We start from the raw sequence: 24,067 nt of genomic DNA, 5'->3' as shown, positions 1-24,067 counted from the left end.
CTGTTTCCTCGGCACATAAAGGTAGGCGGCCGCCGAACCGATCGCCGACGCATCGAGGCGACCCGAAAGACCAAGCCGACTGACGGGAGATAGCCCCACATGCCAGGGCTGGTAGCGGAGAGAGTCGTCGACGCGGTCCGGACGCACGCGGAGACCGTTCTCGAGTACGGACGAGACCGATACGGGAGCGAACGGACGCCCCTTTTGGCGGACGCGATACACCCGAGCGAGAAAACGGCGCTCGCCTACGACGCTCGCGACGTCGGCGACGGACGGCGTCTCTCGAACTTCGCCGTCCAGCAGGAGTTCCTCCGGACGCTCGTCGCGCTCACGGCGCTGACCGGGGAGGCCGAGTTTCGCGACGAGGCCGAGCGAATCGCGTCGTGGGTCACGACGAATCTGATCGACTCGGCCGGTCTTTTCTACTGGGGCGGACACACCGCCTACGACCTCGACGCCGACGAACTCGTCTTCCACAAGGGGAAGCACGAACTGAAGTTCGAGTACCCGTTCTACGAACTCCTCTTCGACGTCGATGCCGAGCGGACGAGGTGCTTCGTCAAAGCGTTCTGGGACGCGCACGTCTGTGACTGGTCGACGCTCGACTTCAACCGACACGGAGCGTGGGGTAACCGGGGTAACTCGAACGACCCACTCGGCGACTCGAACGACTCGCACGACTCAGACGACCCGGTCGGTGATGTCTGGAACCGCGACTACGAGGGAGGTGAGGTCTTCTTCTGGGGCGACGGACTCACGTTCGTCAACACGGGAAGCGACCTCTACTACGCCGCGGCGCAGTTGGCGGCGTACACCGGCGACGACGCGCCGCTACGATGGAGTAAACGCCTCGCGAAACGGTACGTCGAAACCCGCCAGGAACCGGGCATCAGCGGCTATCAGTTCAGTCAGCACCCGAGTTACTGCAACGGACCGGCGATTCGCGGCGACCGCGCGCAGTATCAGTTCGCGCCGTACGTCCACGGCGACCACCTCGTCTACGAGGGCACGCTCTTTCGACCGCGACCGCTGGTCCAGCGACAGCAGTTGGCGCTCGGCGAGCGATTCGGCGACCGCGGTGGCGAGTTCACTCGCTGGGCAGTCGAGGAACTCCGGGCGTGGTACACGGCCGCATATCGTCCCGAGAGCAACGATTTCGAGCCGATGCTCACGGACGGACTCAGTCTGGAGGGCTTCGTCTGTCGGCGCGAGGGGTACTTCGGCCCGAAAGGTCGAGTCGTCGGGCCCATCGAAGCGGGACCGGAGTTCTTCTGGGCGTACGCTCGGGCGGTTCGGCTCACGGACGACCCCGTCTGCTGGCGGGCGGTCAGAGAGATCGGCGCCGGAATCGGCGTCGGTGCCGTGGGTGACGCCGAGAGCGTCGAACTCAAACCCCGACCCACGGAGCGTGCTGTGGAGTCCGACTACGCCACCCTGTGCGGAGTGCTCGAACTGTACCGTGCGACGGGCGACCACGCGTATCTCGAATCGGCCATCGCGGTCGGTGAGAAACTCAGAGACGAGCGATATCGCGCGAGCGACGGGGGGTTCGTCGATTGTCACGGACGAATCCGACTCGACGACCCGGTTCCCCTCGCACTTCTTCACCTCGCGGCCGAGATGCGTGGCGACGGCGAGTCGCTGCCGAGTCCGGTCGGCGAACCGCGAACTCCGGCGGGCGGTATCTGATGGGATGCTGACGCGAGTTGCCGCTCGTTCACGGCCTCTCTCGCGAAGACAGCGAACGGTGGGTCGCCGACGGGTCCCGCAGGGTTAAGTCGACTCGTCCAGAGGCACCTGCATGGAACGATATCAGACCGAGATACGAAACGGAACGCTCTACGTCGAGACTGACGACGACTGGCTCGAAGTCGGGGAACTGAGCGACGTCTACGGACTGGTCGGCGGGAAGACGTACAGCATCCAGTACGGGGAGCGTCAACGAGCGGTCAGTTGGGTCGACACCGACGAGGACGGAACGCTCACGTTCGACGTCCACGAGACGCTGGCGGAGATGAGCTACGACAGTGAGTTCGTCTCGACGATCGCCGACGTGACGCTCGACGAAGCCGACGACGAGGGATATCCCCTTCGAACGTCGGTGTTTGCGGATCTGATGATGCGTATCTGGGATTCGAAGGGGAATCTCGAATCCGAGTAGCGCCGAAGCACCGCTCCAACCGGCAGTAAGTATTGTCCTATAGATACAATACTATAGAAGTGGGTGTAACTGTTCATCCACGAACTGCGAAAGCTTCACACATCCGAACAGGCGCTTATGTATCGGAGTTATTGTAGGAAGAACAATTTTTAGCCAGATTATACTATAGTTACTATAATTATATCTCCCAACGATATTCCACACGGAATTGACATTCGGAAGACTGTTTCCGGTGTAAACAGAGCAGTATCCATATATCTTGGGAGGATCGTTACACGATAGACGGTTAGGTTAGTACTGTATATTATGTACTATTCTCTGGCGTGGTTGTTTATACAGAATAGGCGAGAAAACCCACGACTGAAGTCGTGGGGGGATGTCACCTATCTTTCATTCTTCCTCGGAACCGTCGGAGGCCGCCGACGGAAACGCGCCACCTCCGGTCAGAAAGCGGACGAGTTTACGCGACACCGGCTCGAAGCGAGAGCGCTCACACGGACGTCACCCGACGCTCGTCGTGACGTTGCGGAAATGTTCGCGAACCCCGTACGCGAGCGGTCCGCCGAACAGGAGCGCTCCGCCCCCAACGACCGTGTAGCCGAGCGGTGACAGCCGCTTCGTCGGCCCCGAACCGACGACGATTACGCCGCGCATCCCCTGCCCGCCGTACTCGGTACAGTCGTAGGTGCTCAGACCGTGACCGTCAAACTTCACGGCGAACCGATGACCGCGCCCGGCGACCTGCTCGCTGTGGTACCCCAGTTCCGGGTCCGCGACGTCGTAGGTCAGGTCGCCGACCCACTCCCATATGACGGTCGTCCCGGGGTCGACGTGTACCGCAGGTGGGTCGAACGCGTACTGCCCGCCGTTGCCCTGGGTTCCGACCTCGACGACGACTTCCGACTCACCGCGTCGGTCGACTAACTCGTGGTAGTTGTCGGTGTTCGACAGCCACCCGTCGAAGGTCTCGGTGGGCGTCGTCGGTGTGTCGGCCGCGTCCGTCGTCCGGGTCGGGTCACTCCCACCGAGCGAGGCGACCGTATCGCCGACGACGAGCGCCCCATTCATCCCCATCGTCTCGTGGGGAGCACACGCGTAGCGGACGACACCGTCGGTATCGAGCGTCGTCTCGAAGGTCTCACCGCTCGATTCGTAGTACTCGGACTCGAAGGACCCGTCTTTCGCGACGACGTTGTGCGTGCCGCCGTCGCCGGTCCGCGTCCAGACGACGGTCGTTTCGGGGTCGACACGGACTGCGGCCGGGTCGAAGGCGAACGCACCACCCTTGCCCTGCGCTCCGACCGTGACGTCGACCGACGGCTGTCCGCGAGCGTCGACGATTTCGGTCACGCCCTCGACGTCGTCGAACCACGACGAGAGGTCGGTCTCGTCGCTCTGGCCCTTGCTCTGCGCGACTGCCGGCGACGCGACGAGCCCGGCACTGAGCGTCACACCGGCCGTCGCCGCGAGGAACCGACGGCGTGTTGTCTCGCTCATCGTACTCACTCCTCGTGCCCCTCGTATCCCGCGTACTCCATCAGTTCGCGGAAGATGTCCGTGTCCATCGCGTCTCTGTAGACGACGGCGTTGAGCATCCCGCCGGAGTACGACGACCCGTTTCTGACGTGGTCGACCTTGTGACAGTACATCAGATAGATGCCGGGGTCGGCGTCGGCCTCGAACTCGACGGTGTAGCGCTCGGCGGGCGCGACGTTCAGGACGTCCTGCGCGAACTGTAGCGCCTCGGGCATCGGGCTCCCGTCTTTCTCGACGACGCGGAAGCGGTGGTTGTGGATGTGCAGCGGGTGGCTCATGTCAGGCTACACCCGGCTGCAAGTACGAAGCGTCTCCTCGCTTACAACGAAGCGGACGTTACAACTTCTCGGAGTTCTGCGCCTGTTCGGTGCGCCGGTTCGCCTGTCCGAGTCTGTTTTCAGTAGCATTCGAGAGTGGCTCCGAGAGGTCGGATCTCGCTTCAGCGAGACGATTTTCCGCACGCTGGAGCCGCTCAACGACGACTTCGAGCTGTCTGTCGGTGTTGCCACGGTCCTTGGCGCGCGCTCGTTCGGCAGCCCGTTCTGCGGCTTCGACGACGGCCGCGAGCGACCGTTCGAGTCCCCGAACCGCGTTCGACGACCCGTGTTCGGTTTCGGTCTGGACTTCGGGTTCGGTCTCGGTCTGGGTTTCGGTCTCGGTCGTTTCGGCGTCTCCGCGGCCACGTGCGGCAACTGCGGCTCGTGTCTCCTCGGCGATGTTTGTGACGAACTCCGAGAGAGACGCTTTGCCCGTTTCGGGGCGGTCGATACGGACACCCGACGCCTCGTCGGGAGATGGATTGACTCGATACGCGCCGACGGCGTCGTCTCGGTCCCGTACCTCTGCGGTGTACGCTCCGCCGACGTGGACGTACACCGCGTCGTCTCCGTCGACCGGCGACTCGTAGAGCCGACCGGCGAAGTCGTCTTCGACAGCCACAGCCGAGAGGTCGATAGGCGCGTCCTCGCCGACAATCTCCAGTTTCGTTGCACGCTCGCGGGCGACCAACGGTATCTCACCGCCGATGCCGGCGGCGGTCACCGTCTCGTCGTCGGAGACAGTCACCCGTTCGCTGTGCGGTGCCCGGCCCGCACCGTTGACCGTCAGGCGGTGCTCGCCGGTCGGTACGTCTCGTATTACCGCAATACCTTCGAAAGTTGGAACGGCCTCGGGTTCGCTTTCGAGGAGTGCGACCGATTCGACCGACGCCTCCGTCGTCGTGAGCCCTTCGTTTTCGGGCGCGTCGTCGGTGGTAACGGTTTCGGTGATGCGCGTCGCCACCATCTGTACCGGTGCCGGGTCGCTGATAACTTCGTACCGTTCAGCCAGCGCTGCCCGGTGCTTGGGGTCAGTGATGTCGGTCGCCGGGTTCCCGTATCGAGACTGATTCCACGGCGCGTCCGTCGACGTGATGTGGGCGGCGAGCGCGTCTTCGACCACCGCTGGGACGGCGAACTCGAAGCTCAACTGCGGCCCGGTGAACGCCACGATGTGTTCGAGCTCGTCGGTCGAAACGAGGTCGTACTCGACATCTGCATCGGTATCTCGGTCGCGATGTCCGAAGAGCAGACCCGTCTCGCGCGTCAGGAGGTCCGTCGGCGGCGACGTCAGCGCGTCGTACGATCGTATCGTCAACTCGGCGTCGACCAGCGAGTCCGCCGTGACGGACGGTAACCGCTCGTGGTCGTATATCGGCGCGCCCTCGTACTCCGGAACGACGTAGGGCAACCGCGAGCCTTCGTCGCGTGGGAGTCCGTACGCGAGCGGGAGCGTGACGTCCGCGAGGTCTTCGATGCTCTCGATCGGCGTGTTCGTGATATCCGCCGTCAACTCGTCGACGGTGACCCGCTGGAACCGATTCGGAACGTCGTTGAGCGAGAGCGTGCTCGAATGCGACCCGAGTTCCGAGAGTATTCGCGGGACCACCTGCGGGTCCGGGTCGAGAAACTCGTTGTTCGGGACCTTCCGAGAGTGGGAACTGGCGACGTACAGTTGCGGTGTCTCGGTCTCGGTGTCGACGAAGACGTGCAACACTTCCCAGTCGTGCTAGTGAAAGTTTGTCGTAAACTGGTCGAACGCCGAGTAGAACCAGTACTGAACGACGGCGAGCGACGAGTCCTGATACTCGACGGTGTTGTAGAACACAGTCGAATTCGGCGGGCTCTCGCCGTCGTACTCCTCGTGATAGCCGTCGAAGGCGTCGAATCCGTCGACGATGGTTTCACCGTCGCGTTCGGTCGTGTACGGACGCGGGTCGGTCGGGAACCACGGTTCGTTCTCGTCGAAGTACACCGTCGGCGCGAAGCGTGTCGCCAGTTCTCGGGCGGGTTCGGCGTCTACCGCCGTCGTCTGCCCGTCGTCTTCGCGTTCGAGCGCCGAACAGCCGGCCACACTAACTGCACCGACGCCTGCGAGTGCGCCGAGCACTGTGCGACGGTCGACAACTGGACCCGACTCATCGTCCACAGTCGCTCACCACCTCGCCGCTGTGTGCGACTACGTCTGCTCCAAACATGAGTTTGCATCCGGTGATTCGCTCTATAAACCTTCTCTATCTTCGACTATCAGACAGCCGAGAGAAATGGCGTTTGGCGTCATCCACCGCCGTCTTCTGCCGGGAAGGAATCTGACAAATGGCAGTCGGAATCGACGGGAGTGTCGCGTCCGACGGCCGAACGTTCGGAATTCGAGTTACGGCCAGAGCCCACGCAGTTCGTGTGCTTCCGCGATGCGTGAGAGCGCGACGATGTAGGCCGCGTCGCGCCAGGTGACGTCCCGACGTTCGTACTCGGTTCGGACGGCATGCCAGGCCGACTGCATCTCCGCGTCGAGTTCGTCGTTCACGCGTTCGAGCGGCCACGCGCGTCTGTTGATGTCTTGGAGCCACTCGAAGTACGAGACGGTGACGCCGCCCGCGTTGGCGAGGATGTCGGGAATCACGGCGACGCCGCGCTCTTCGAGAATCGAGTCGGCCGCGGAGGTCGTCGGACCGTTCGCGCCCTCGACGACGAACGCCGCGGCGATCTCTTCGGCGTTCTCGTTCGTAATCACGTTCCCGAGTGCGGCCGGAACCAGTACGTCGACGTCGAGCGTGAGCAGGTCGTCGTTCGAGATGACGGTATCCGCGTATTTCGTGACGGCTTCCGGTTTCTCGTCGTGCGACGGCACGGCGGCCGTATCGATTCCCGACGGATCGTACATCGCCCCGTTCACGTCGCTCACCGCGACGATCGTCGCCCCCCAGTCGTCGAGGAGTCGGGCCGCGTTCGCGCCGACGCTGCCGTAGCCTTGGACCGCGACCGTCGTCTCTTCGAGCGGTCGGTCGTAGTACTCACAGACCAGTTTCGTGACGATGGCGACGCTCCGGCCGGGCGCTTCCTCGCGGCCTTCGCTGCCGCCGATGGATGGCGGCTTGCCGGTGACGACACCCGGAGTCGTCTCGCCTTCCTGCATCGAGTACGCGTCCATCAGCCACGCCATCGTCTGCGGGTCCGTCCCCATGTCCGGCGCGGGAACGTCCTGATTGGGGCCGATGACGTCACGAAGCTCTTGGGCGAATCGGCGAGTCAGGCGCTCTATCTCCCCGGAACTCAGTTCCTTCGGATCGACGGCGACGCCGCCCTTCGCACCCCCGAACGGGAGGTCCATCACCGCACATTTCCACGTCATCCACATCCCGAGGCCGACACACTCGTCTCTGGTCACGTCGGGATGGTACCGGAGCCCACCCTTGAACGGCCCTCTGACGCTGTCGTGCTGGGCTCTGTAGCCGGTGAACACTTCGACCGTTCCGTCGTCCCGTTCGATGGGAATCGTCACCTCGTGAATCTTCTTCGGATACGTGAGCCGTTCGACGATGTTCGGGTCGATATCCAGGTGACTGGCGGCGTGATACAGCTGTCGGCGAGCGGTTTCGAGCGCCGATTCCGACTGCGTCAGTTCTCTCGGGGCGTCACCGGCCCCGTCGTGGCTGTCGTCGGGTGTCGATGCCATGATTACTCGACTGGCATCTGTCGATTCCGCATCGATCCGCTGCAATCGGGACACGTGCCGGGGTTGACTTCCGCGAAGGTGATGTTGCCACACTCGAAGCACTCGTAGGAACTTTCCTGCCCAGGCTGGGTTTCGACATCTCTCATGGTTGACTGTGAGTGCCGGCTGTCCGGGACACTCTACAAGGTTATAATAATTGTATAAGGGAATACTGAGCAGTTGAGCATCAAACTGTAACCGACCGAGGTGGTTTATTATTTAACCCCACCAGCGGACGTCGCAGCCGGGAGATCGCGCCCTTCGAAGAGCGTAGCGAACAGTTTACGCTGGACCGTCCGTACGTGTTTAGAGAACGCGGGCGGGCTGATTCCGAGCGTCTCTGCGACCTCTTCGCCCGTGCTCTCGCGCGGTGACTCGAAAAAACCGCTGTAGTACGCCGTCTGTATCACCTCGAACTGTCGCTCGGTCAACTTCTCGAGGAACTTCGAGTAGAGGTCGCGCTCTATCGACTGGTCGAGCGTCTGCTTCGAACGGAGTTCGACGGTCGAGAACGTCTCACGGACGAGTTGCGTGATGGTTCGAACGTCGATGCTGTCCGGGCTGTCGACGACGAGCGTGGTGTTGCTCGGATCGGCGGTCGCCTCCCGGAAGATCGCGCCGTGGTCAGCTAACTCCAGGGCGAGGAACGGCTGTGTGAGCCGTAGTCGTAAGACGCCGCCCTCGGCGTCGGCGCTGATCTGTCGGACGTCGTCGATTGCGACCAACTGCGATGCCGCGTCGGCGACCGCCTCTACGGATGCGTCTTCGACGGTGACGAACACGTAACTTCCCTCCGAGGACTGCTGGACGCCGCCCTGATACGAGAGGGTACAGTTCGCCTCCCGGGCGAGTCGTGAGAGGACGAACGAGGGGTCGTCGACGGCGAACTCCACGCGCGTCATCGACGTCGTGAGCAACGCGTTCTTCCGTTCGATGGCGCTGAGTGCAGATGCGATGGTCTCACCGAGTTCGCCCAGAACGGCCTTCGAGGTGTCATCGAACGCGTCCCGAGTCGGCGCGTAGACGGTCAACACACCGTGCACGAGGTCGTTGTACACGAGTGGGATGCTCAGTACGGAGAGGTAGTCGCGCGAGAGCGCGTCTTTCCGCCACGGTTCGTCGCGGAGGTCGGCCGCGACGTTCGTCACCAGCGTCACCTCGCCGGTGGCCGCGGTCCGGCCGGCCGGTTCGGTGTCCTCCGCGCCGACGGCGAACGACTGGCTGTCCAAGTACCCGCGCTCCGTCCCCGCCCAAGCGCGCGGCTCTACGGTGTCGGTCGTCGGATCGATCGACCCGATCCAGGCGAATCGAAGTCGGTCGTCGGCGGTCAACCGTTCGCAGACGGTGTGGTCGATCTCCGCTCGCGTTTCGGCTTGAACGAGCGCCTGATCGATCTCCCGAATCGTCTCGTTGATGCGATTCAGGGCTGTCAGTTGCTCGTTTTGCTCCTGAAGCGTTCGGTCCTGGTCGCGCAGTCGTGACTCTCGGGTGACGCGGTCGAGAGCGGCCACGGCCGTCACCGCGAGAAGGTCGGCCAGTTCCCGCGTTACGTCGTCGAATACGCCGACTCGGGTTGACCCCGCGACGAACACTCCGTGATTGCCGAGCGGGATGTAAGCCGAACTTCGGAGGTCAGTCGCCCTGTTTTCGAGTCGGTCCGTCTCGTGGACGTCGTCGAGGAACAGCACTTCGTCCTCGACGAAACTGTAACTCGGGAGCGTCTCACCGTCGGCGTGAACGGTCGGAAGTGGGCCGTTCAGTGTTCGCATCGCCCGTGAATGCGCCGCGGGGCGGAGGTCGTTGGTGTCGACGTCGAACAGGTAGACGGCACTCGCATCGAGGCCGAGCACGCCAAGGGTGTTGCCGACGACGTGCTGGGCGATCTCCTGGTGAGTTTCGGCGTACAGAAAGTCCCGAGCGGTCTCGTGAAGCGTCGCCAGCGCCTCCTCGCGCTGCTTCCGTTTCGTGATATCCCGACAGCTAAAGAGGAGCGTGCCGTCCTGAATCGAGACTTCACGGACGTTGACCAAGAGCGTGTGTTCGCGTCCCGCTTTGTCGGTCGCCGTGCACTCGATGTTCTTGAGGACGCCCTCTTCTGCGAGTTCGTCGCGGTCGAAGAGATCCTCGCCGAGGAGTCCGTCGATCGTCCCCCGTTCGCGGATCTCCGCGGCCGTGTACCCGAAGATGAAGTGGACGTTGGGACAGACGTAGGTGTACTCGCCGGCTTCGTCCGTGATGAGGACGGTGTCGGTCATGTTGTTGAGCGTGACGCGATGGAGTTCCTCGGAGCGACGGAGATCCTGTTCGAGATCGACCCGCTCTGTGATATCGACGCCCTCGACGACGACCGAGGCGAGGTCACCGCGTTCGTCCTCGACCGGCCGCACCGAGAGTTCGATAACGCGTGGGTTCGCGATGTGTGACGGCTGTGGGACGACGACGTTGCCGAACGTTCCGTCGAGCGCCTTCTCGACGACCTGTCGCACCTCGGTCTCCGTTTCGTTGGACTGCGACCACCACGGAAGCGTCCAAAACGGCTCGCCGACGACGGTTTCGACGTCTTCGTCGACCATCTCGCGTGCCGTCCGGTTCACTCGGACGAGCGACCCCTCCGGATCGAGCACCCACGTCGCGGTCCGCGAATCGTTGAAGATGGCGTCGAACTGTCTGGCGCGTTCCCGCCGGGTAGCCGCCCGTCGTGCGGACCGAATCGCCCGTTCGGTCCGGTCGAGGAGCTCGGCTACCATCTGTTCGGTCGACTCCGTCAGCGCGACGTACTCGGTCACTCCGGCCCTGATCGCTTCGCTAGCGATGGCTTCGCTTCCGGAGTCGGTGCCGAGTATCACGGGGAGCACGGTAGTCTCGGCACGAATCTCTCTGAGCAGTTCGAGTCCGGTCGTCCCGTCGAGCGCGTGCTCGCTGACGAAGCAGTCCACGGACTGATTCCGGAAGATATCGAACGCGTCCGCTTCGGTTCGAGCGCTCCGGACAGTCGCCTCGGTCCGCGTTTCGAGCGTCGCTGCGAACCGGGAGATCCACTCGCTCGTTCCGACGAGCAGTACGGTCGACGAATCGAGGACAGTAGGGGAAGCCGTCATCGATCGATAACCGAGGATCTGGGGGAGCGAGCCCCTACATCGGTCCGAGTCCGTTGCTGTACACAGTCGGGATTCGCGCTCATTGTTGGTTAACAATCGAACCGCCGAGAGGCAAAGACGTTTGCTATGTAACCCCCGTCGAGTACTGGACGGTGAATCCGGACGAATACCGACGTGCTCAGGACGTGATGAGTCGACACCACGTTCCCGTCTGCTCGCCCCTGAGTCGACAGATTGCGGCGAGAACGACCGCTCCGCTGACGAGGACGGCCGCGCCGAAGATGAGTACGATATCACCGTGTTCAGCAACTCGACGCCGTAAGCGTTTCCGAGCTCCTTCGCCGCGACGGCGACGCTCCCCGCGAGCAGCATCGCCGCGAAGTACCCCTTGATGGCGTCCTCGTCGACGAGTTTCGTCGCGCCCGCGCCGATTCGAGCGCCGAGGGCGCTCCCGGGTGCGGATACTCCAGCGAAACCTGTTCGCGTACTCGCTGGACCCTTCGCAGGGTATCGAAGACCCCGATTGGCGGCCGCGACTCTCGAAAGGCTACCGCGAGCCTCGGGCGAAAATCTCCTACGAAGAGGCCATCGCCCATCGCCTGCGTCGGGTGTACCTCCCGCTTTTCACCGTGCTGCTCGCCGCGTGGCTGTTTCGGACTGTCGTCACGCCCGGAGTCCAGCCGTGGCCGGTGAGTGCCTCGATAGGAGTGATTTCTGGGACACTCGTGACAGGGGTCGTCGCGGCGTTCTACCTGGTACTGGTCGCGATTACGTTCCGTCCGCGCATCTGGCATGCGACCGGCGAACTCCGGCGGAGCGACGTCGGTGCGTGGGACGATATCGAGTGAGCGACAGACGAAAGTCAAGCCCCACGGAGTACTGCCGCAACCGACTCGCTCACCTCGGGGAGGACTCGACAGAGCGTCGCTGCGATGACGTACTCCGATGCGTCACGTTGGATACTCGGAACCGGAATCGTACCGGAGCGACCCTCGAACTGCTCGTCGCCCCAACTGATGTGGTTGACGTAACGGGGAAGATAGTGACGAATCAACGCCTGCCGTCGAGTCGTCTCGCGGGCAGACTCGACGGCGGCCACAGCGTTGCGGCGAGCGGTCCGCAGGTCGGATACCGAAGAGATCTCGACGGTGTCGCCGTCCTCGATACGCGTGCGAAGCTGCTCGAATCCACGAAGTGAGACGAGCGTTCCAAACGCTTCGAGGATATCGAGCGAGACGCTCGGAGACGATTCAACCTCCCGTGTCGTGTCAAGTCGGCGGATCGTCCCTGTTACTCCCTCGTAGAGTGAGTGAAGCGCCCATACACCGGCGGTTTCGTTTACGTTCCGGTCGACTAACTCGGTTGGCGAATCGCCGCCGGTCCGTTCCGGCAGTAACTCGCTTCGCTGCCGCACTCGGTCGTACAGCTCCCGTCGCGCTTTCTCGAAAGTCGGGCGAAGCGTCCGTTCTCGGTCGATATCTTCGCGGAGTCGTTCGAAGAGGTATCTGGCGACGGCCAAATCGAATCGGGCGCGTTCGAGGTCGCACGCCATCTCGGCGACCTCGAACGGGTCGGTGTTACTCGTCGGCTGCTCGTGAGCCTCGAACGTCGCCCAGTTTCGAGCTCCGAGGAGGTAGCGCTCGATCTCGCCGTGGACGCGAACGGCCCTCACCGGGTCGTCTCCGAGATAGGACCACCGGGAGGCGAACGTATCGAGCGCACCGCGAATCGACTCCGCATCGCGGCGAATCTCGTCCGCGGTGAACTCCGCATCGATGGTTTGCCACGCCGCGTGGAGTTCACGAGCGTCGGCCCGGACGTAGCCGGCGTGGTGGAGTCGCTCGAAGGGTGTCGCTCCGTCGGAGACGGTACGCAGACGTTCGTCGACGACGTCGGCGAGCCTGTTCATCCGTTCTCTGATGGCTCCGTTCGGGATTTCGTCGCTGTCGAAGGGTGCGGGAACCTCACTCAACAGTCTCTGCGCCTCATCGAGTTGGGTGGCAACGAAAGACGCCTCGATGGGTACCGGGACCGTCTCCGGAGCCGACGGAACCGCTTTCTCGACTATCGGCTGGAGTCGGGCGGCCTCAATCTCTTTCGGGCCGAGCACCGACACGTGGTCGACACAGCCGGTGAACGATGTTGCTGCAATCAGCGACAGGATCTGTCGCCGACGTAGTGACGCTATCATGGCTTCCGCTCTCCGACAGCGAGTGACTGACAGGACCCCGTGCTAGTACGTGTGCAACGACTTCGGATCCGGTCAGCATCAAGGGCGACTGGTAGGCGAACGAGTACGGCAACGACGTCGTTCGACTCTGCACTACAGGCGACATCGGCGTCACGATAGCCCGTCGCGTAGGAAGTCTCGACGGACGACTCGGTCCACCGAATCCAACAGAGTCGTTGCTCGTAGCACTCGCCGATTCGACGTTGCTCAACGTAGACGGTCTCCGACTCGAAGTCGGTCTCTTCGAGGAACTGTTTGGCATGAGAGACGCCCTCGACATCCGCGAAGTCGAGTGCTGCTGCGGTCTCTGCGTCCGTGACGAAGATGGATTGCCAGTCGGTATCCGCAGACTCCTCGTCGGTCGGGGTCTCCGGGTCGTGACTGCGCAGAACCGGCGCGACGTTCGGGTTCCGGAGACCCACCGTCGGAGGGTCGGTGAGCGCGTCGTCTGCTGGGCCTCTCGCCGTCGGGGTCGGGGAGGACTGAGACTGAGACCGGGTACCACATCCGGAGACCACACTCAGAGCGCCGATTATCGAGTGGAGAGCGTGTCGTCTGGAGACGGAGGACATCGTCCCAGACATGTTCCTACCGTGAAATATATCCACCGGATGGCAGCCGTCCGCGCCGGAACCCAACGCGATGACGAGCGACAGCGTACTGGGTTCTGGCGAGCGGCCACCAGGGCGACCGAAGCCAATCGATGGGCCGAGTGACCGTTGCGTTCGATACGAGCCTCATCGTCTGCAATTCACCGTCTGCAACTCACCGCCTGTCACACCGTGAGCCGCGGCCGCTCGAACACAAGCGGTTTGTGGTTGTCTGACCAAACAGTCAGGTATGCAAGCCGACGAGATCGATCCACAGGCGCGCGCGGCGGTCGAACGGCAGAATCGATTTCCGCTTCCGCACAGCCGTCGTGGGCTGAAGCTTCTCCGTCTCCTCACGCGGCCGGCAACGTGGATCCAGAACCGGAATTCGCCGAGCGTCGGGGCCACCATCGACCGAACGATTCCCGGTCCGACGGGCGAACTAGACGTCCGACTCTATCTTCCGGGCGGGGATGGGCCCGTCCCCACCGTCGTCTTCTTTCACGGCGGCGGGTTCGTCCTCGGGAGTATCGGCACGCACGACTGGCTCTGCCGACAGCTCACCCGTGAGAGCGACTGCGCCGTCCTCTCGGTCGATTACCGCCTCGCTCCCGAGCACCCCTTTCCTGCGGCGGTCGAAGACGCCTACGCCGCCGTCGAGTGGGCGGCGGAGAGTACAGACGCTCTCCACGGAACCGGTGAGATCGCCGTCGCTGGCGACTCCGCCGGCGGGAATCTCGCCGCCGTCACGGCGCTCATGGCCGCCGAGCGCGACGGCCCCGAACTCGCTCACCAACTCCTCATCTACCCCGCCGTCGGCATCGACGAAGACCAGCAGTCCGTCCGAGAGAACGCCGGAATCGTCCTCAGCGAGGCCGACATGGAGTGGTTCGGCGACTGCTACTACGGAAACGACATCCACAGACGAAACCCGTACGCCGACCCGACGAACGCCGCCGACGTCTCCGATGTCGCCCCGGCGACGGTCGTTACCGCCGGATTCGACCCCCTCCGCGACGGCGGCAAGGCGTACGCCGAACAACTCGTCGGTGACGGGGTTCCGACACGCTACGAGAACTACGAGGCCATGGTACACGGCTTCATGACGATGCGCGACGTCGACCGAACTCGCGAGGCGATTTCGGACGTCGCTGGGGACGTAGTGGACGCATTCGATGGCCGGTAAGTCGGCGGGTATGAGATCCAAGAGGACCGACATCTCGACGAGTATCTGGACGTGTGCTCTCGTGCCTGGCGACGGAGTTCTTCACTTCACTCCTCTTGGCGTTTCTCCGACGACTCGATAGCCTCTCGCAAGTCCTCCTTGGTGTAGGGGGCTGCGATTCCGTAGAGGTCGAACATGTCGCTCTCTGACGTGAGTCAGTCGATCGCCTCAGAAAACGTCTCGTCGTCCCGTTTTTCGCCGCGATTCGGGCGTATACGTCTTCGTCGAGACGAACGTTATTCGTCCCCATGTATACAGTATATACTCCCTGCCCAAATCAGCCCTTTGTCGACCCCTGTGGTGGACAATTACAGGTCTCCCTGCATGGCGTCCGCGTCGACGACCCGACCGAGGAACAAGACGGTGTCCGTGGGACGGTCCCGGATACAGAACAGGAACGGTCGGTCGAACCGTAGTTCGCCCCAGTCCGGTGGCATGGACTCGATCATCACGACGGCCGTGGAAGCCGCGGCCTCGGTGCCCTCTTCGTCGACTGAGATGAACGCCTTGTGGGTTATCTGGTCGATCCAGAGGTCGCCAGCATCTCCTTCGACCATCCCGCCGAAGTCGGCGCTCCCCTCGAATGCCACCGGCATGCCGAGCTCTCGCAGCGTCTTCGAGAGGTCAGCTTCCGTCTCGAACTCGAACTTCGGGAGTGCCAAGTCTCCAGCAGCGTCGCTCAACTCGTCGAAGATGCCGAACAGTCGGTCTGCGTCGAGGTCCTGTTCGACGGCCTCGAACTCACCTTCGTCGGGAAGAATCAACACCATCGAAACCTCCTCGCCGACGTACGGCAGTTCGATGGCCTGCGCGCCGGGGATGGACGCGTAGTTCGTCCGGAGGTTCTGGTGCATCATCGGAACAGTCGACTTGGACCCGTCCAGCGCGGTGAACGTGCCGTCCTCGGTATCTTGGGGGTCGAACTCGAACTGCCAACTCGCCATGAAATAGATGGCGTTCGTCAGGACGAGAACCGTCGCGGGGGTAATCGAGCCCGGTCGCAGCAAGTCTTCGATACGGTCGTTGGTCGCATCGGCGACCCAGTCGTTGATTCGCTCGCGCTCTCCGTCGGGGTCGTTGCCGAAGTCGCTCCGACGGAGCCCCGCCGCGTAGTGCTCCTCCAACAAGGCGAGGTAGTCCTCGTCGAAGGGGTAGTCCTCTCGGCCCCAGAGCGCGTTAGCGACCGCAAGTTGGAAGGCGTCGACTTCCTCGCCGTTCGTCTGGTCTTCGGTCGTCTCTCGCTCGTCGAGGGCGGCCCGAACGTCGGCGAAGGTCGGATGAAGCTCCTCACCCAGCGTGTAGTGGAGGGTATCTTCCATTTGTTTTCGGGTCTCACCGCGAGCACCGGCGTACGTCATCGCGAGCGCCGCCGAGACGCTGTACGGGGACAGAAACAGGTTGGTCTCCTTCTCAGAAGCGAGGTACTTGTGGAGGTCGAGGGCAAACGCTGCGTTGCCGGCGGCGAGGGCGGCCAGTCGCTCGTCGTCGACGCCGGGTTCACCGGTCGGCGGTTCCTCGGTCGGCGGATCCTCGGTCGACGGTTCCTCGGTTGGTGTCTCCGTCGGTGTATCGACCGGCGTCTCGGCTCCCGACGGTGTCTGCTCGCCGTCGGTACAGCCTGCGAGCGTCGCAGCAGCGAGCGCCCCCGACAGCGCCAGGATTTCACGTCGATTCATTCTCGTTCGCTCCATTCAGATATCCGATAAAAAGTTTTCTGGTGGGACACCCCCCTCCCGGAGGTTACGCGCTGTCGCCTCACAGATACGCCGCGAACGCCGTCGCCAGTTTCTCTTCGGCACGCCTGAGGTGGTGTTCTGCAGTTCGACGACCCACACCGACGACGGCAGCGATTTCCGCTGTCGTCGTCCCGCGCGGAATCTCGTAGTACCCCCGCTCGTAGGCGGTGAGAAACACCTCTCGCTGTCGTACCGAGAGGTCCGGGAGGAACGCGCTCGCCGAGAGCACGGGCGTCTCTGACTTCACCGACGTCAGTTCCTGTTTCGACTCGACCGTCACGTCGTGGTCCGCCGAGATATCGGCGTACAACGTCGCCAGGTTCGCCGGGTCCAAGGCGAGCACGCGGACGACTTTCGCGCCGCGTTCGTAGCGAAGCGGCGGTAGGAGGAGACAACCACTCGCGGCGATATGGCGCTCGATGTAATCGTCTCGGTACTCCTTGAGGCACGCGTCGGTGACGATAGTGCGGTCGTCACCGTTTTCGATCCGCTCGCGGACGCCGACCGTCGATTCGACGTGGTCGACGACATCGGACTGCCGGTCACCTTCGATGTGAAGTAAATCGCAGTGGTCGTTGCACCACAGTTCGATTCGAGTGTCGTTTCTCGCCGTCGCACTCGCGTACGGACTGTCGCTTCGGATTCGGAACACCGCCTTGTGCATCGTCTCGCACTCGCAGTTCAATATTTAAAACCCTTTCCGCATGGATAGCCCAAACTATGGGTCTGCTCGCCTGTGGTATATGTACGCATGGCCGAACAACATCCCGAAAACGAACCGACGGACGACATCGGCGCGCCATCGGCGCAATGGCTTGACTACCAGGGGTCGCCGACGGGCACCGAAATCGAGTGCGAGGGGTGGCGACAGGAGGCCGCCCTCCGCATGCTCAACAACAACCTCGACCCGGAGGTCGGAGAGAAACCGGAGAAACTCGTGGTGTACGGCGGCACCGGCCGAGCGGCCCGCAGTTGGGACGCGTACGACAGCATCCTCTCTGAGCTCCGGACGCTCGCCGACGACGAGACGTTGCTCGTCCAGTCGGGGAAACCGGTCGGCCGATTCGCGACCCACGAGCGCGCGCCGCGAGTGCTGATTGCGAACTCGAATCTCGTCGGTGCCTGGGACAACTGGGAGCAGTTCCACGAACTCGAATCGAAGGGCCTCATCATGTACGGGCAGATGACCGCCGGGTCGTGGGCCTACATCGGCACGCAGGGAATCATCCAGGGGACGTTCGAGACGCTGGCCGAAGCGGCCCGGCAACACTTCCCCGACCACGAGGGGCTTCGAGGGACGATTACGGTCACCGCCGGCCTGGGTGGGATGGGCGGAGCGCAACCGCTGGCGGTGACGATGAACCACGGTGTCTGTCTCGCGGCCGAAGTCGACGAAGGTCGAATCGACCGACGGCTCGAGACCGGTTACTGTATGGAGAAAACCGACGGCCTCGACGAGGCCATCGAACTAGCCGAGACGGCCGCCGAAAACGGTGAACCGCTCTCTATCGGGCTCCACATGAACGCCGCGGAGATGTTCGACGGACTGCTCGAACGCGAGTTCGTCCCCGACCTCGTCACCGACCAGACGAGCGCCCACGACGAACTGGAAGGGTACTACCCGGCGGGTTACACCGTCGAAGAAGCCGACAGGCTCCGCGAAGAGGACCCCGAACGGTACGTCGAAGCGAGCCTCGACACGATGCAACGACACGTCGAAGGCATCCTCGCTATGCAGGAGCGCGGGGCGGTGGCCTTCGAGTACGGGAACAACATCCGGGGACAGGTCCAGACCCACCGAGGAATGGCGAACGCGTTCGATTTCCCGGGGTTCGTCCCGGCGTACATCCGGCCGCTGTTCTGCCGCGGGAAAGGGCCGTTCCGCTGGGTCGCGCTCTCCGGGGAGGAAGCGGACATCCACCGGACCGACCGAGCGGTGACGGAACTGTTTCCCGAGAAGGAGATGCTGCACCGCTGGATAGCCCTCGCACAGGAGCAGGTCTCGTTTCAGGGACTGCCGAGTCGCGTCTGTTGGCTCGGATACGAAACCGACGAGGAGGGTCTGACCGAGCGTGCACGGTTCGCACTCCGAATCAACGAACTCGTCGCCGATGGCGAGATTGCAGCGCCGGTCGTCGTCACGCGCGACCACTTAGACGCCGGGAGCGTCGCTAGCCCGAACCGTGAGACCGAAGCGATGCGCGACGGCTCCGACGCGATTGCGGACTGGCCGATTCTCAACGCCTTGCTCAACTGCGCGGCGGGTGCCGACATCGTGAGCGTCCACGACGGCGGCGGCGTCGGCATCGGGAACTCGCTACACGCCAACAACCACGTCGTCCTCGACGGCTCCGACCTCGCCGCCGAGAAGGCCGAACGCGTCTTCACGACGGACCCCGGGATGGGTATCGTTCGCCACGTCGACGCCGGATACGAAGATGCACTGGAGGAGGCGACGGCGTCGGGCGTCCACATCCCGATGCGGGAGGACCAATGAGCACGCTCACCGAACCGGTCGCTTGGGAGGGCACGTCGTCGGACCCGATGGACGAACAGTTCGGCGACATCGTCGAGAGCGCGGACCTCGAAAGCGCAAACGGGTACGACGTCGTTCTCGTCGGCGAACCGTACGACGGCGGGGTTATCTCCCGACGGGGTGCCGCGGAGGGGCCGTCGGCTATCAGAGACGCGCTGGCGGCGGTGAAGACGCATCACTTCGACGTGGGGCCCGTCGACGGTATCGCCGACCTCGGCGACGTGGAGATACCTGCAGAGACAGAAGCGGTCGCGGAAGTACAGGAGACGATTCGAGAAACCACAACGTCCGTGCACGCGCTCGACGCGCTTCCCGTGTTCCTCGGCGGCGATAACTCGCTCACCGTCCCGAACGTCGCGCCGTTGCTCGAACAGGGGAGCGTCGGTGTCCTCAACGTCGATGCCCATCTCGACGTTCGAGCGGCCCGAGACGGTCCGACGAGCGGGACGCCGTATCGACAGTTACACGAAGCGGGACTCGACGCCTACGCCTGTATCGGCGCTCGACATTTCGAGACGAGTTCGACGTATCACGACTACGTCCGCGAGAACGGCGGAACTGTCGTAACGACAGCAGAGGTCTCAGACGACCTCGTTGCGGCCGTCGATCGAGCGCTCTCGGGACTGGACTCGGTCGACCACCTCTACTGCAGCGTCGATATCGACGTCCTCGATGCGACGTACTGTGGCTGCAGCGCCCCAACGCCCGGTGGTCTACTGCCGCGCGAGTTATTCCAACTCGTCCGCCTCGTCGCCGCCGACGAACGACTTGCGGGCTTCGAAGTCGTCGAGTGTGCCCCGCCGCTCGACGCCGAGGGACGAACTGTCGATGCCGCCGCCCGGACGATTGCACACTTCCTCGCGGGGTGGTCTGCGTGACCGACCTCGTCGTCTACAACGCATCGCAGGTCGCGACGCCGACCGACGACGCCGAACTGGAGACGATTCGTGACGGTGCCGTGGCCATCGACGACGGAACGGTCGTCGCGCGCGGGCCGACCGACGATATCGTTCGAGAGTACCCTCCAGAGAATGCGGTGACGGCCATCGACGCCTCCGGAGCGACGGTGTTACCGGGCTTCGTTGATCCGCATACACACGCGCTGTTCGCGGGTGACCGCGCCGACGAGTTCACCGCGAAATTGCGGGGTACGACCTACCAGGAGATTCTTGCGGAGGGAGGCGGCATCTTGCGAACCGTCCGAGCGGTGCGCGAAGCCACTCGCGACGAACTCGTGGCGAACCTGCTCCAGCAACTCGACGTCATGCTCGCTCACGGGACGGCGACAGTCGAGGTGAAGTCCGGCTACGGCCTCGACGTAGAAACCGAGGTGAAGATGCTCGGAGCCATCGCCGAAGCGGACGACCGCCACGCGATAGACGTCGTCTCGACGTTCATGGGTGCGCATGCGGTTCCAGAAGGGATGGACGCCGACAGCTACGTCGACCACGTCGTCGAGGAACAGTTACCCGCAGTCGCCGAGCGCGACCTCGCCGAGTTCTGCGACGTCTTCTGTGAGGCGGGCGTCTTCTCGGTCGACCAGTCTCGCCGGGTCCTCGAAGCAGGGCGAGAACACGGGTTAAAAACGAAGATTCACGCCGACGAGTTCGAGCGACTCGGCGGCGCAGGGTTGGCGGCTGAACTCGGTGCCACGAGTGCAGACCACCTTCTGCAGTCGACAGCGGAAGATATCGAGACGCTCGGCGACTCGGCGGTGACGCCAGTTCTGCTACCGGGAACGGCGTTCGCGCTTGCGACCGACTACGCCGACGCGACCGCCTTCGAGGAAGCAGACATCCCGGTCGCGATTGCGACCGACTGTAACCCGAACTGCTTCTCACAGAGTATGGAGTTCGCAATCGAACTCGCCTGCAACGGCATGCGACTGTCGCCCGCTTCGGCCATCCGCGCGGCGACGAAGACGGCCGCCGCGGCCCTCGACCGAACGGACGGTACGGGCACGCTCCAGGTGGGTTCGCCCGGCGACCTGGTCGTCGCCGACGTGCCCGGCTACGAGCACCTCCCGTACAACTTCGGCGTGCGGAACGTCGAGACGGTCGTCAAGGGCGGGGAGGTGGTCCACCGTGACTGACGACGCCGTCGTCGTCGACGGTGAATCCCTCACACCGGAGGCCGTCGAACGCGTCGCACGGGAAGGAGCGCGCGTCCGAGTCACCGAGAGCGCCCGCGAGCGAGTTCGCGAGTCACGCGAACGCATCGTCGACATCGTCGAATCCGGGCAGGCCGTCTACGGCGTGAACACCGGCTTCGGCGAACTCGTGCAGGAGCGCATTCCCAGAGACGATATCGAGACGCTCCAACAGAACCTCGTCCGGAGTCACGCGGCCGGGACCGGCCGCGAACTCGACGACGAGGAGGTTCGGGCGATGCTCGTCACCCGACTAAACGCGCTGGTGAAAGGGTACAGCGGCGTCCGTGAGCGAATCGTCGACGTCCTCGTGGGGATGCTGAACGAGGGCGTTCACCCTGTCGTGAAGGCCAAGGGCAGTTTGGGTGCCAGCGGTGACCTCGCACCGTTGGCGCACCTCGCGCTCGTCGTGATCGGCGAGGGTGAAGCCATCGTGGACGGGGAACGGCTGCCCGGCGACGAGGCTCTGAGACGGCAAGACCTCGAACCGGTGACGCTCCGCGCGAAGGAGGGGCTGGCGCTCATCAACGGGACGCAACTGACCGTCGGACTGGCCTCGCTCGTGGTCTGTGACGCCGAACGAGCGATGCGTGCTGCCGATATTGCCGGTGCGATGACCACCGAGGCGACGATGGGGACGACGGCGAGTTCGCACTCCAGTATCCAACGCGTTCGCCCACACCGAGGGCAAGCCGAGAGTGCGAAGAACGTTCGTCGACTCACTCGGGACTCCGAAATCGTCGAGTCGCACCGCAACTGCGACCGAGTGCAGGACGCGTACTCGATTCGCTGTCTGCCGCAGGTTCATGGGGCAGTCCGAGATTCCATTCGGCATCTCCGAGGGGCAGTCGAGACGGAACTCAACAGCGCGACTGACAATCCGCTCGTGTTCGCCGCCGACGAAGCCGACGAGCGAGCCAGCGGTACGACTGAGGCCGCTGTGCTCTCCGGTGGAAACTTCCACGGTCAGCCACTCGCGCTCCGTCTCGATTACGTCACGAGCGGCCTTTCGGAACTGGCTTCGATCTCGGAGCGCCGAATCGACCGGATGCTCAATCCCAACATCCAAGAGGAGCACCTCCCGCCGTTCCTGACTGCGGGGAGCGGACTTCGTTCGGGGTACATGATTGCGCAGTACACAGCTGCCGACCTCGTGAGCACGAACCGATCACACGGGCGGCCGTCGACGGACAACATCCCCGTCAGCGGGAATCAGGAAGACCACGTCAGCATGAGCGCCCAAAGCGCGTACGTCGCTCGTGAAGTCGTCGAATCGACGCTGTGCGTCGTCGGAGTCGAACTGGCCTGTGGTGCGCAGGCGCTCGATTTCGTCGAGGGACAGACGCCGGGCGTCGGAACTGAAGCCGCCTACGAGACGGTTCGGGAGCATCTCGCGCGCCTCGACGACGACCGGCCGATTCACCGAGATATAGAGGTAATGGCGGAGCTTCTTCGTTCCGACATCTTGCTCGAAAATGTGGAGGCAGCGCTCGATACGAAACTCACGTGAGCAGTCTCTCTCTCAGCGTGGGAACTCATCGCGTTACTGCTCGCCGTGTTCCCGGCGAACGTCTACATGGCGACGATCCGATCGGGATACGCCAGCGGAAACTCTACGCCGGCGACCACGGATATCCCCACATTCACGACAACTGGCGGAGTGACATCCTCCGGAAGTGCCTGCCGCGTGGATACGATGAGGAACGACGCTTGCTCTACGTCGCGATGACGCGGGCAGAGAACCACCTCGTGTTCGCTGCAGGCGAGAGCCCGAACACGTTCATTGAAGAGTTCCCGGTCGACCTCGAGGAACTAGAACCCAACGTTCAGGAAGACGATATCGACGAGGCGACACAGGCACACTTGCAGATTGCTGTGCCGACGCCGGACGGCCCGGTCGGACACTCGCCGCACACGCTCATGCGCGACGATGTGTTCGAGGACGTCGACGACAGAAGAGGGACCGCGTTCGGAACGCAAACCCACGAATTCGCTGAGCGGTACGTACTGGAGGGGTACGTCGAACCCTCGAACGACGACGAGCGTCACATCAAGTCGTTCCTGGACTCCCTCGATGGAAAATTCCGAGTCGAGGAGGACGCCTATCTCCCGCTCACCGTCGATGGCGAACAGGTCACCATCTCAGGAATCGTCGACCTCGTTCACATTCGTCCCGATACCGTCGAAATCATCGACTTCAAGACAGATCTCGGACGGCACGCTGAGGATGAGTATCGGAAGCAACTCAGCGTGTACTATCATGTGTTGGCTGAATTGTTCCCTGGCCGAGATGTGGCTGCAGGTATTTTCTATACCGCCGAAGGGACTCGTGTTGAGATCGATCCGCTCACCAGAGCGGACCTTGTCGAGCTAATAGCCGAAGAACAGGGTTTGGAAACTAGCGCTGCCGAGTGAACCTTCTCGGGGTCAAGCTCCGAGGCACTCGCCTTGTTTCTTCTGTAGATTCCGTTGCTCGTATTCTGATTGACTGGATGGGGAGGCTCACCCCTATCGACTTGTTTTGCGAAACCACGTGCAGACACAGAGTCACCCCTATCGATTTGTTCGGAGAAATGCCTCCAAGGAGGATGGTGACTCACCCGAAACACCCTGAGATACGACGTGAATCTGCTAATGAGAAGATATCAGTTGATAACTGGGCTCTATATTGTGGTACCGACTCTGGAACCACTCTCTCACCCCCTATCGATTTGTTCCCGTACGAAAGAGCACCACAGGACGAGTTTTGGACCAATGGAAGTAATTGGATGTCT

General features: G+C 63.1%; 18 protein-coding genes and 3 pseudogenes. 9 read left to right on the top strand and 12 right to left on the bottom strand.

The features are described 5' to 3' along the window. The first annotated feature begins 99 nt into the window (after window positions 1–99). Both LAQ74_RS17610 and LAQ74_RS17605 read left to right on the top strand, forming a co-directional pair. On the top strand, window positions 100–1,689 hold the full coding sequence (locus LAQ74_RS17610) for a hypothetical protein (protein WP_224337967.1): 1,590 nt from the start codon (window positions 100–102) through the stop codon (window positions 1,687–1,689). Window positions 1,690–1,801: 112 nt separating this feature from the next. After that, complete coding sequence (locus tag LAQ74_RS17605) at window positions 1,802–2,161, top strand: hypothetical protein (RefSeq protein WP_224337965.1); 360 nt, start codon at window positions 1,802–1,804, stop codon at window positions 2,159–2,161. A 501-nt stretch (window positions 2,162–2,662) separates the two neighbouring features. Here LAQ74_RS17605 and LAQ74_RS17600 read toward each other — a convergent pair. The 8 genes and pseudogenes from LAQ74_RS17600 to LAQ74_RS17570 all read right to left on the bottom strand — a co-directional run. Further along, complete coding sequence (locus LAQ74_RS17600; protein ID WP_224337963.1) at window positions 2,663–3,658, bottom strand: halocyanin domain-containing protein; 996 nt, start codon at window positions 3,656–3,658, stop codon at window positions 2,663–2,665. 5 nt (window positions 3,659–3,663) lie between these two features. Then, window positions 3,664–3,975, bottom strand: a pseudogene (locus LAQ74_RS17595) (multicopper oxidase domain-containing protein); the annotation flags it as partial. Between the two features lie 58 nt (window positions 3,976–4,033). Beyond that, window positions 4,034–5,728 (bottom strand): hypothetical protein, encoded by a 1,695-nt coding sequence (locus tag LAQ74_RS17590; RefSeq protein ID WP_425498551.1) that lies wholly within the window; start codon window positions 5,726–5,728, stop codon window positions 4,034–4,036. Between the two features lie 15 nt (window positions 5,729–5,743). Beyond that, window positions 5,744–6,163: a hypothetical protein gene (locus tag LAQ74_RS20700; protein WP_425498550.1), complete on the bottom strand. Its 420-nt coding sequence runs from the start codon at window positions 6,161–6,163 to the stop codon at window positions 5,744–5,746. A 225-nt stretch (window positions 6,164–6,388) separates the two neighbouring features. Beyond that, window positions 6,389–7,690, bottom strand: coding sequence for a glutamate dehydrogenase GdhB (gdhB, locus tag LAQ74_RS17585; protein WP_224337961.1), 1,302 nt, complete (start codon window positions 7,688–7,690; stop codon window positions 6,389–6,391). A gap of 2 nt (window positions 7,691–7,692) precedes the next feature. Then, entirely contained in the window at window positions 7,693–7,836 is a 144-nt protein-coding gene (locus tag LAQ74_RS17580; RefSeq protein WP_224337959.1) for a rubrerythrin-like domain-containing protein, read from the bottom strand. 108 nt (window positions 7,837–7,944) lie between these two features. Then, a complete protein-coding gene (locus LAQ74_RS17575; protein ID WP_224337957.1) occupies window positions 7,945–10,827 on the bottom strand; it encodes a bacterio-opsin activator domain-containing protein in 2,883 nt (960 codons plus the stop codon). A 178-nt stretch (window positions 10,828–11,005) separates the two neighbouring features. After that, a pseudogene (locus LAQ74_RS17570) lies at window positions 11,006–11,286 on the bottom strand (sulfite exporter TauE/SafE family protein); the annotation flags it as partial. A gap of 2 nt (window positions 11,287–11,288) precedes the next feature. On the opposite strand from LAQ74_RS17570, the gene LAQ74_RS17565 reads away from it, so the two are divergent. Further along, complete coding sequence (locus LAQ74_RS17565; RefSeq protein ID WP_425498553.1) at window positions 11,289–11,675, top strand: DUF2270 domain-containing protein; 387 nt, start codon at window positions 11,289–11,291, stop codon at window positions 11,673–11,675. 14 nt (window positions 11,676–11,689) lie between these two features. Here the strand turns inward: LAQ74_RS17565 and LAQ74_RS17560 are convergent, their stop codons facing one another. Then, the gene (locus tag LAQ74_RS17560) at window positions 11,690–13,018 is read right to left on the bottom strand and encodes a hypothetical protein (protein WP_224337953.1); all 1,329 of its coding nucleotides are present in this window, start codon (window positions 13,016–13,018) and stop codon (window positions 11,690–11,692) included. Further along, window positions 13,015–13,479 (bottom strand): hypothetical protein, encoded by a 465-nt coding sequence (locus tag LAQ74_RS17555; protein ID WP_224337951.1) that lies wholly within the window; start codon window positions 13,477–13,479, stop codon window positions 13,015–13,017. Before LAQ74_RS17555 ends, LAQ74_RS17560 begins: the two co-directional genes overlap by 4 nt. Before the next feature lie 418 nt (window positions 13,480–13,897). Between LAQ74_RS17555 and LAQ74_RS17550 the strand changes: the two genes are divergently transcribed. Beyond that, complete coding sequence (locus LAQ74_RS17550; RefSeq protein WP_224337949.1) at window positions 13,898–14,833, top strand: alpha/beta hydrolase; 936 nt, start codon at window positions 13,898–13,900, stop codon at window positions 14,831–14,833. A gap of 347 nt (window positions 14,834–15,180) precedes the next feature. Here the strand turns inward: LAQ74_RS17550 and LAQ74_RS17545 are convergent, their stop codons facing one another. Further along, the gene (locus tag LAQ74_RS17545; protein ID WP_224337947.1) at window positions 15,181–16,548 is read right to left on the bottom strand and encodes a serpin family protein; all 1,368 of its coding nucleotides are present in this window, start codon (window positions 16,546–16,548) and stop codon (window positions 15,181–15,183) included. Between the two features lie 79 nt (window positions 16,549–16,627). Continuing rightward, a complete protein-coding gene (locus LAQ74_RS17540; protein WP_224337945.1) occupies window positions 16,628–17,272 on the bottom strand; it encodes a helix-turn-helix domain-containing protein in 645 nt (214 codons plus the stop codon). Between the two features lie 87 nt (window positions 17,273–17,359). On the opposite strand from LAQ74_RS17540, the gene hutU reads away from it, so the two are divergent. The 5 genes and pseudogenes from hutU to LAQ74_RS17515 form a co-directional block, all read left to right on the top strand. Beyond that, the gene (gene hutU, locus LAQ74_RS17535) at window positions 17,360–19,105 is read left to right on the top strand and encodes a urocanate hydratase (RefSeq protein WP_224337943.1); all 1,746 of its coding nucleotides are present in this window, start codon (window positions 17,360–17,362) and stop codon (window positions 19,103–19,105) included. Beyond that, complete coding sequence (gene hutG, locus LAQ74_RS17530; protein WP_224337942.1) at window positions 19,102–20,022, top strand: formimidoylglutamase; 921 nt, start codon at window positions 19,102–19,104, stop codon at window positions 20,020–20,022. The genes hutU and hutG overlap by 4 nt, the downstream gene beginning before the upstream one ends. Then, window positions 20,019–21,236, top strand: a complete 1,218-nt coding sequence (hutI, locus tag LAQ74_RS17525; protein ID WP_224337940.1) for an imidazolonepropionase — start codon at window positions 20,019–20,021, stop codon at window positions 21,234–21,236. The genes hutG and hutI overlap by 4 nt, the downstream gene beginning before the upstream one ends. Continuing rightward, entirely contained in the window at window positions 21,229–22,803 is a 1,575-nt protein-coding gene (gene hutH, locus LAQ74_RS17520) for a histidine ammonia-lyase (RefSeq protein ID WP_224337939.1), read from the top strand. Before hutI ends, hutH begins: the two co-directional genes overlap by 8 nt. Window positions 22,804–22,874: 71 nt before the next feature. Further along, window positions 22,875–23,708: pseudogene (locus LAQ74_RS17515) on the top strand (PD-(D/E)XK nuclease family protein); the annotation flags it as partial. Between the last annotated feature and the right edge of the window lie 359 nt (window positions 23,709–24,067).

The sequence above is a fragment of the Haloprofundus halobius genome (assembly GCF_020097835.1).
GTDB lineage: Archaea > Halobacteriota > Halobacteria > Halobacteriales > Haloferacaceae > Haloprofundus > Haloprofundus halobius.
Note: the sequence above shows the minus strand (reverse complement) of the source record. Positions and strands in the feature narration are given on the sequence as shown.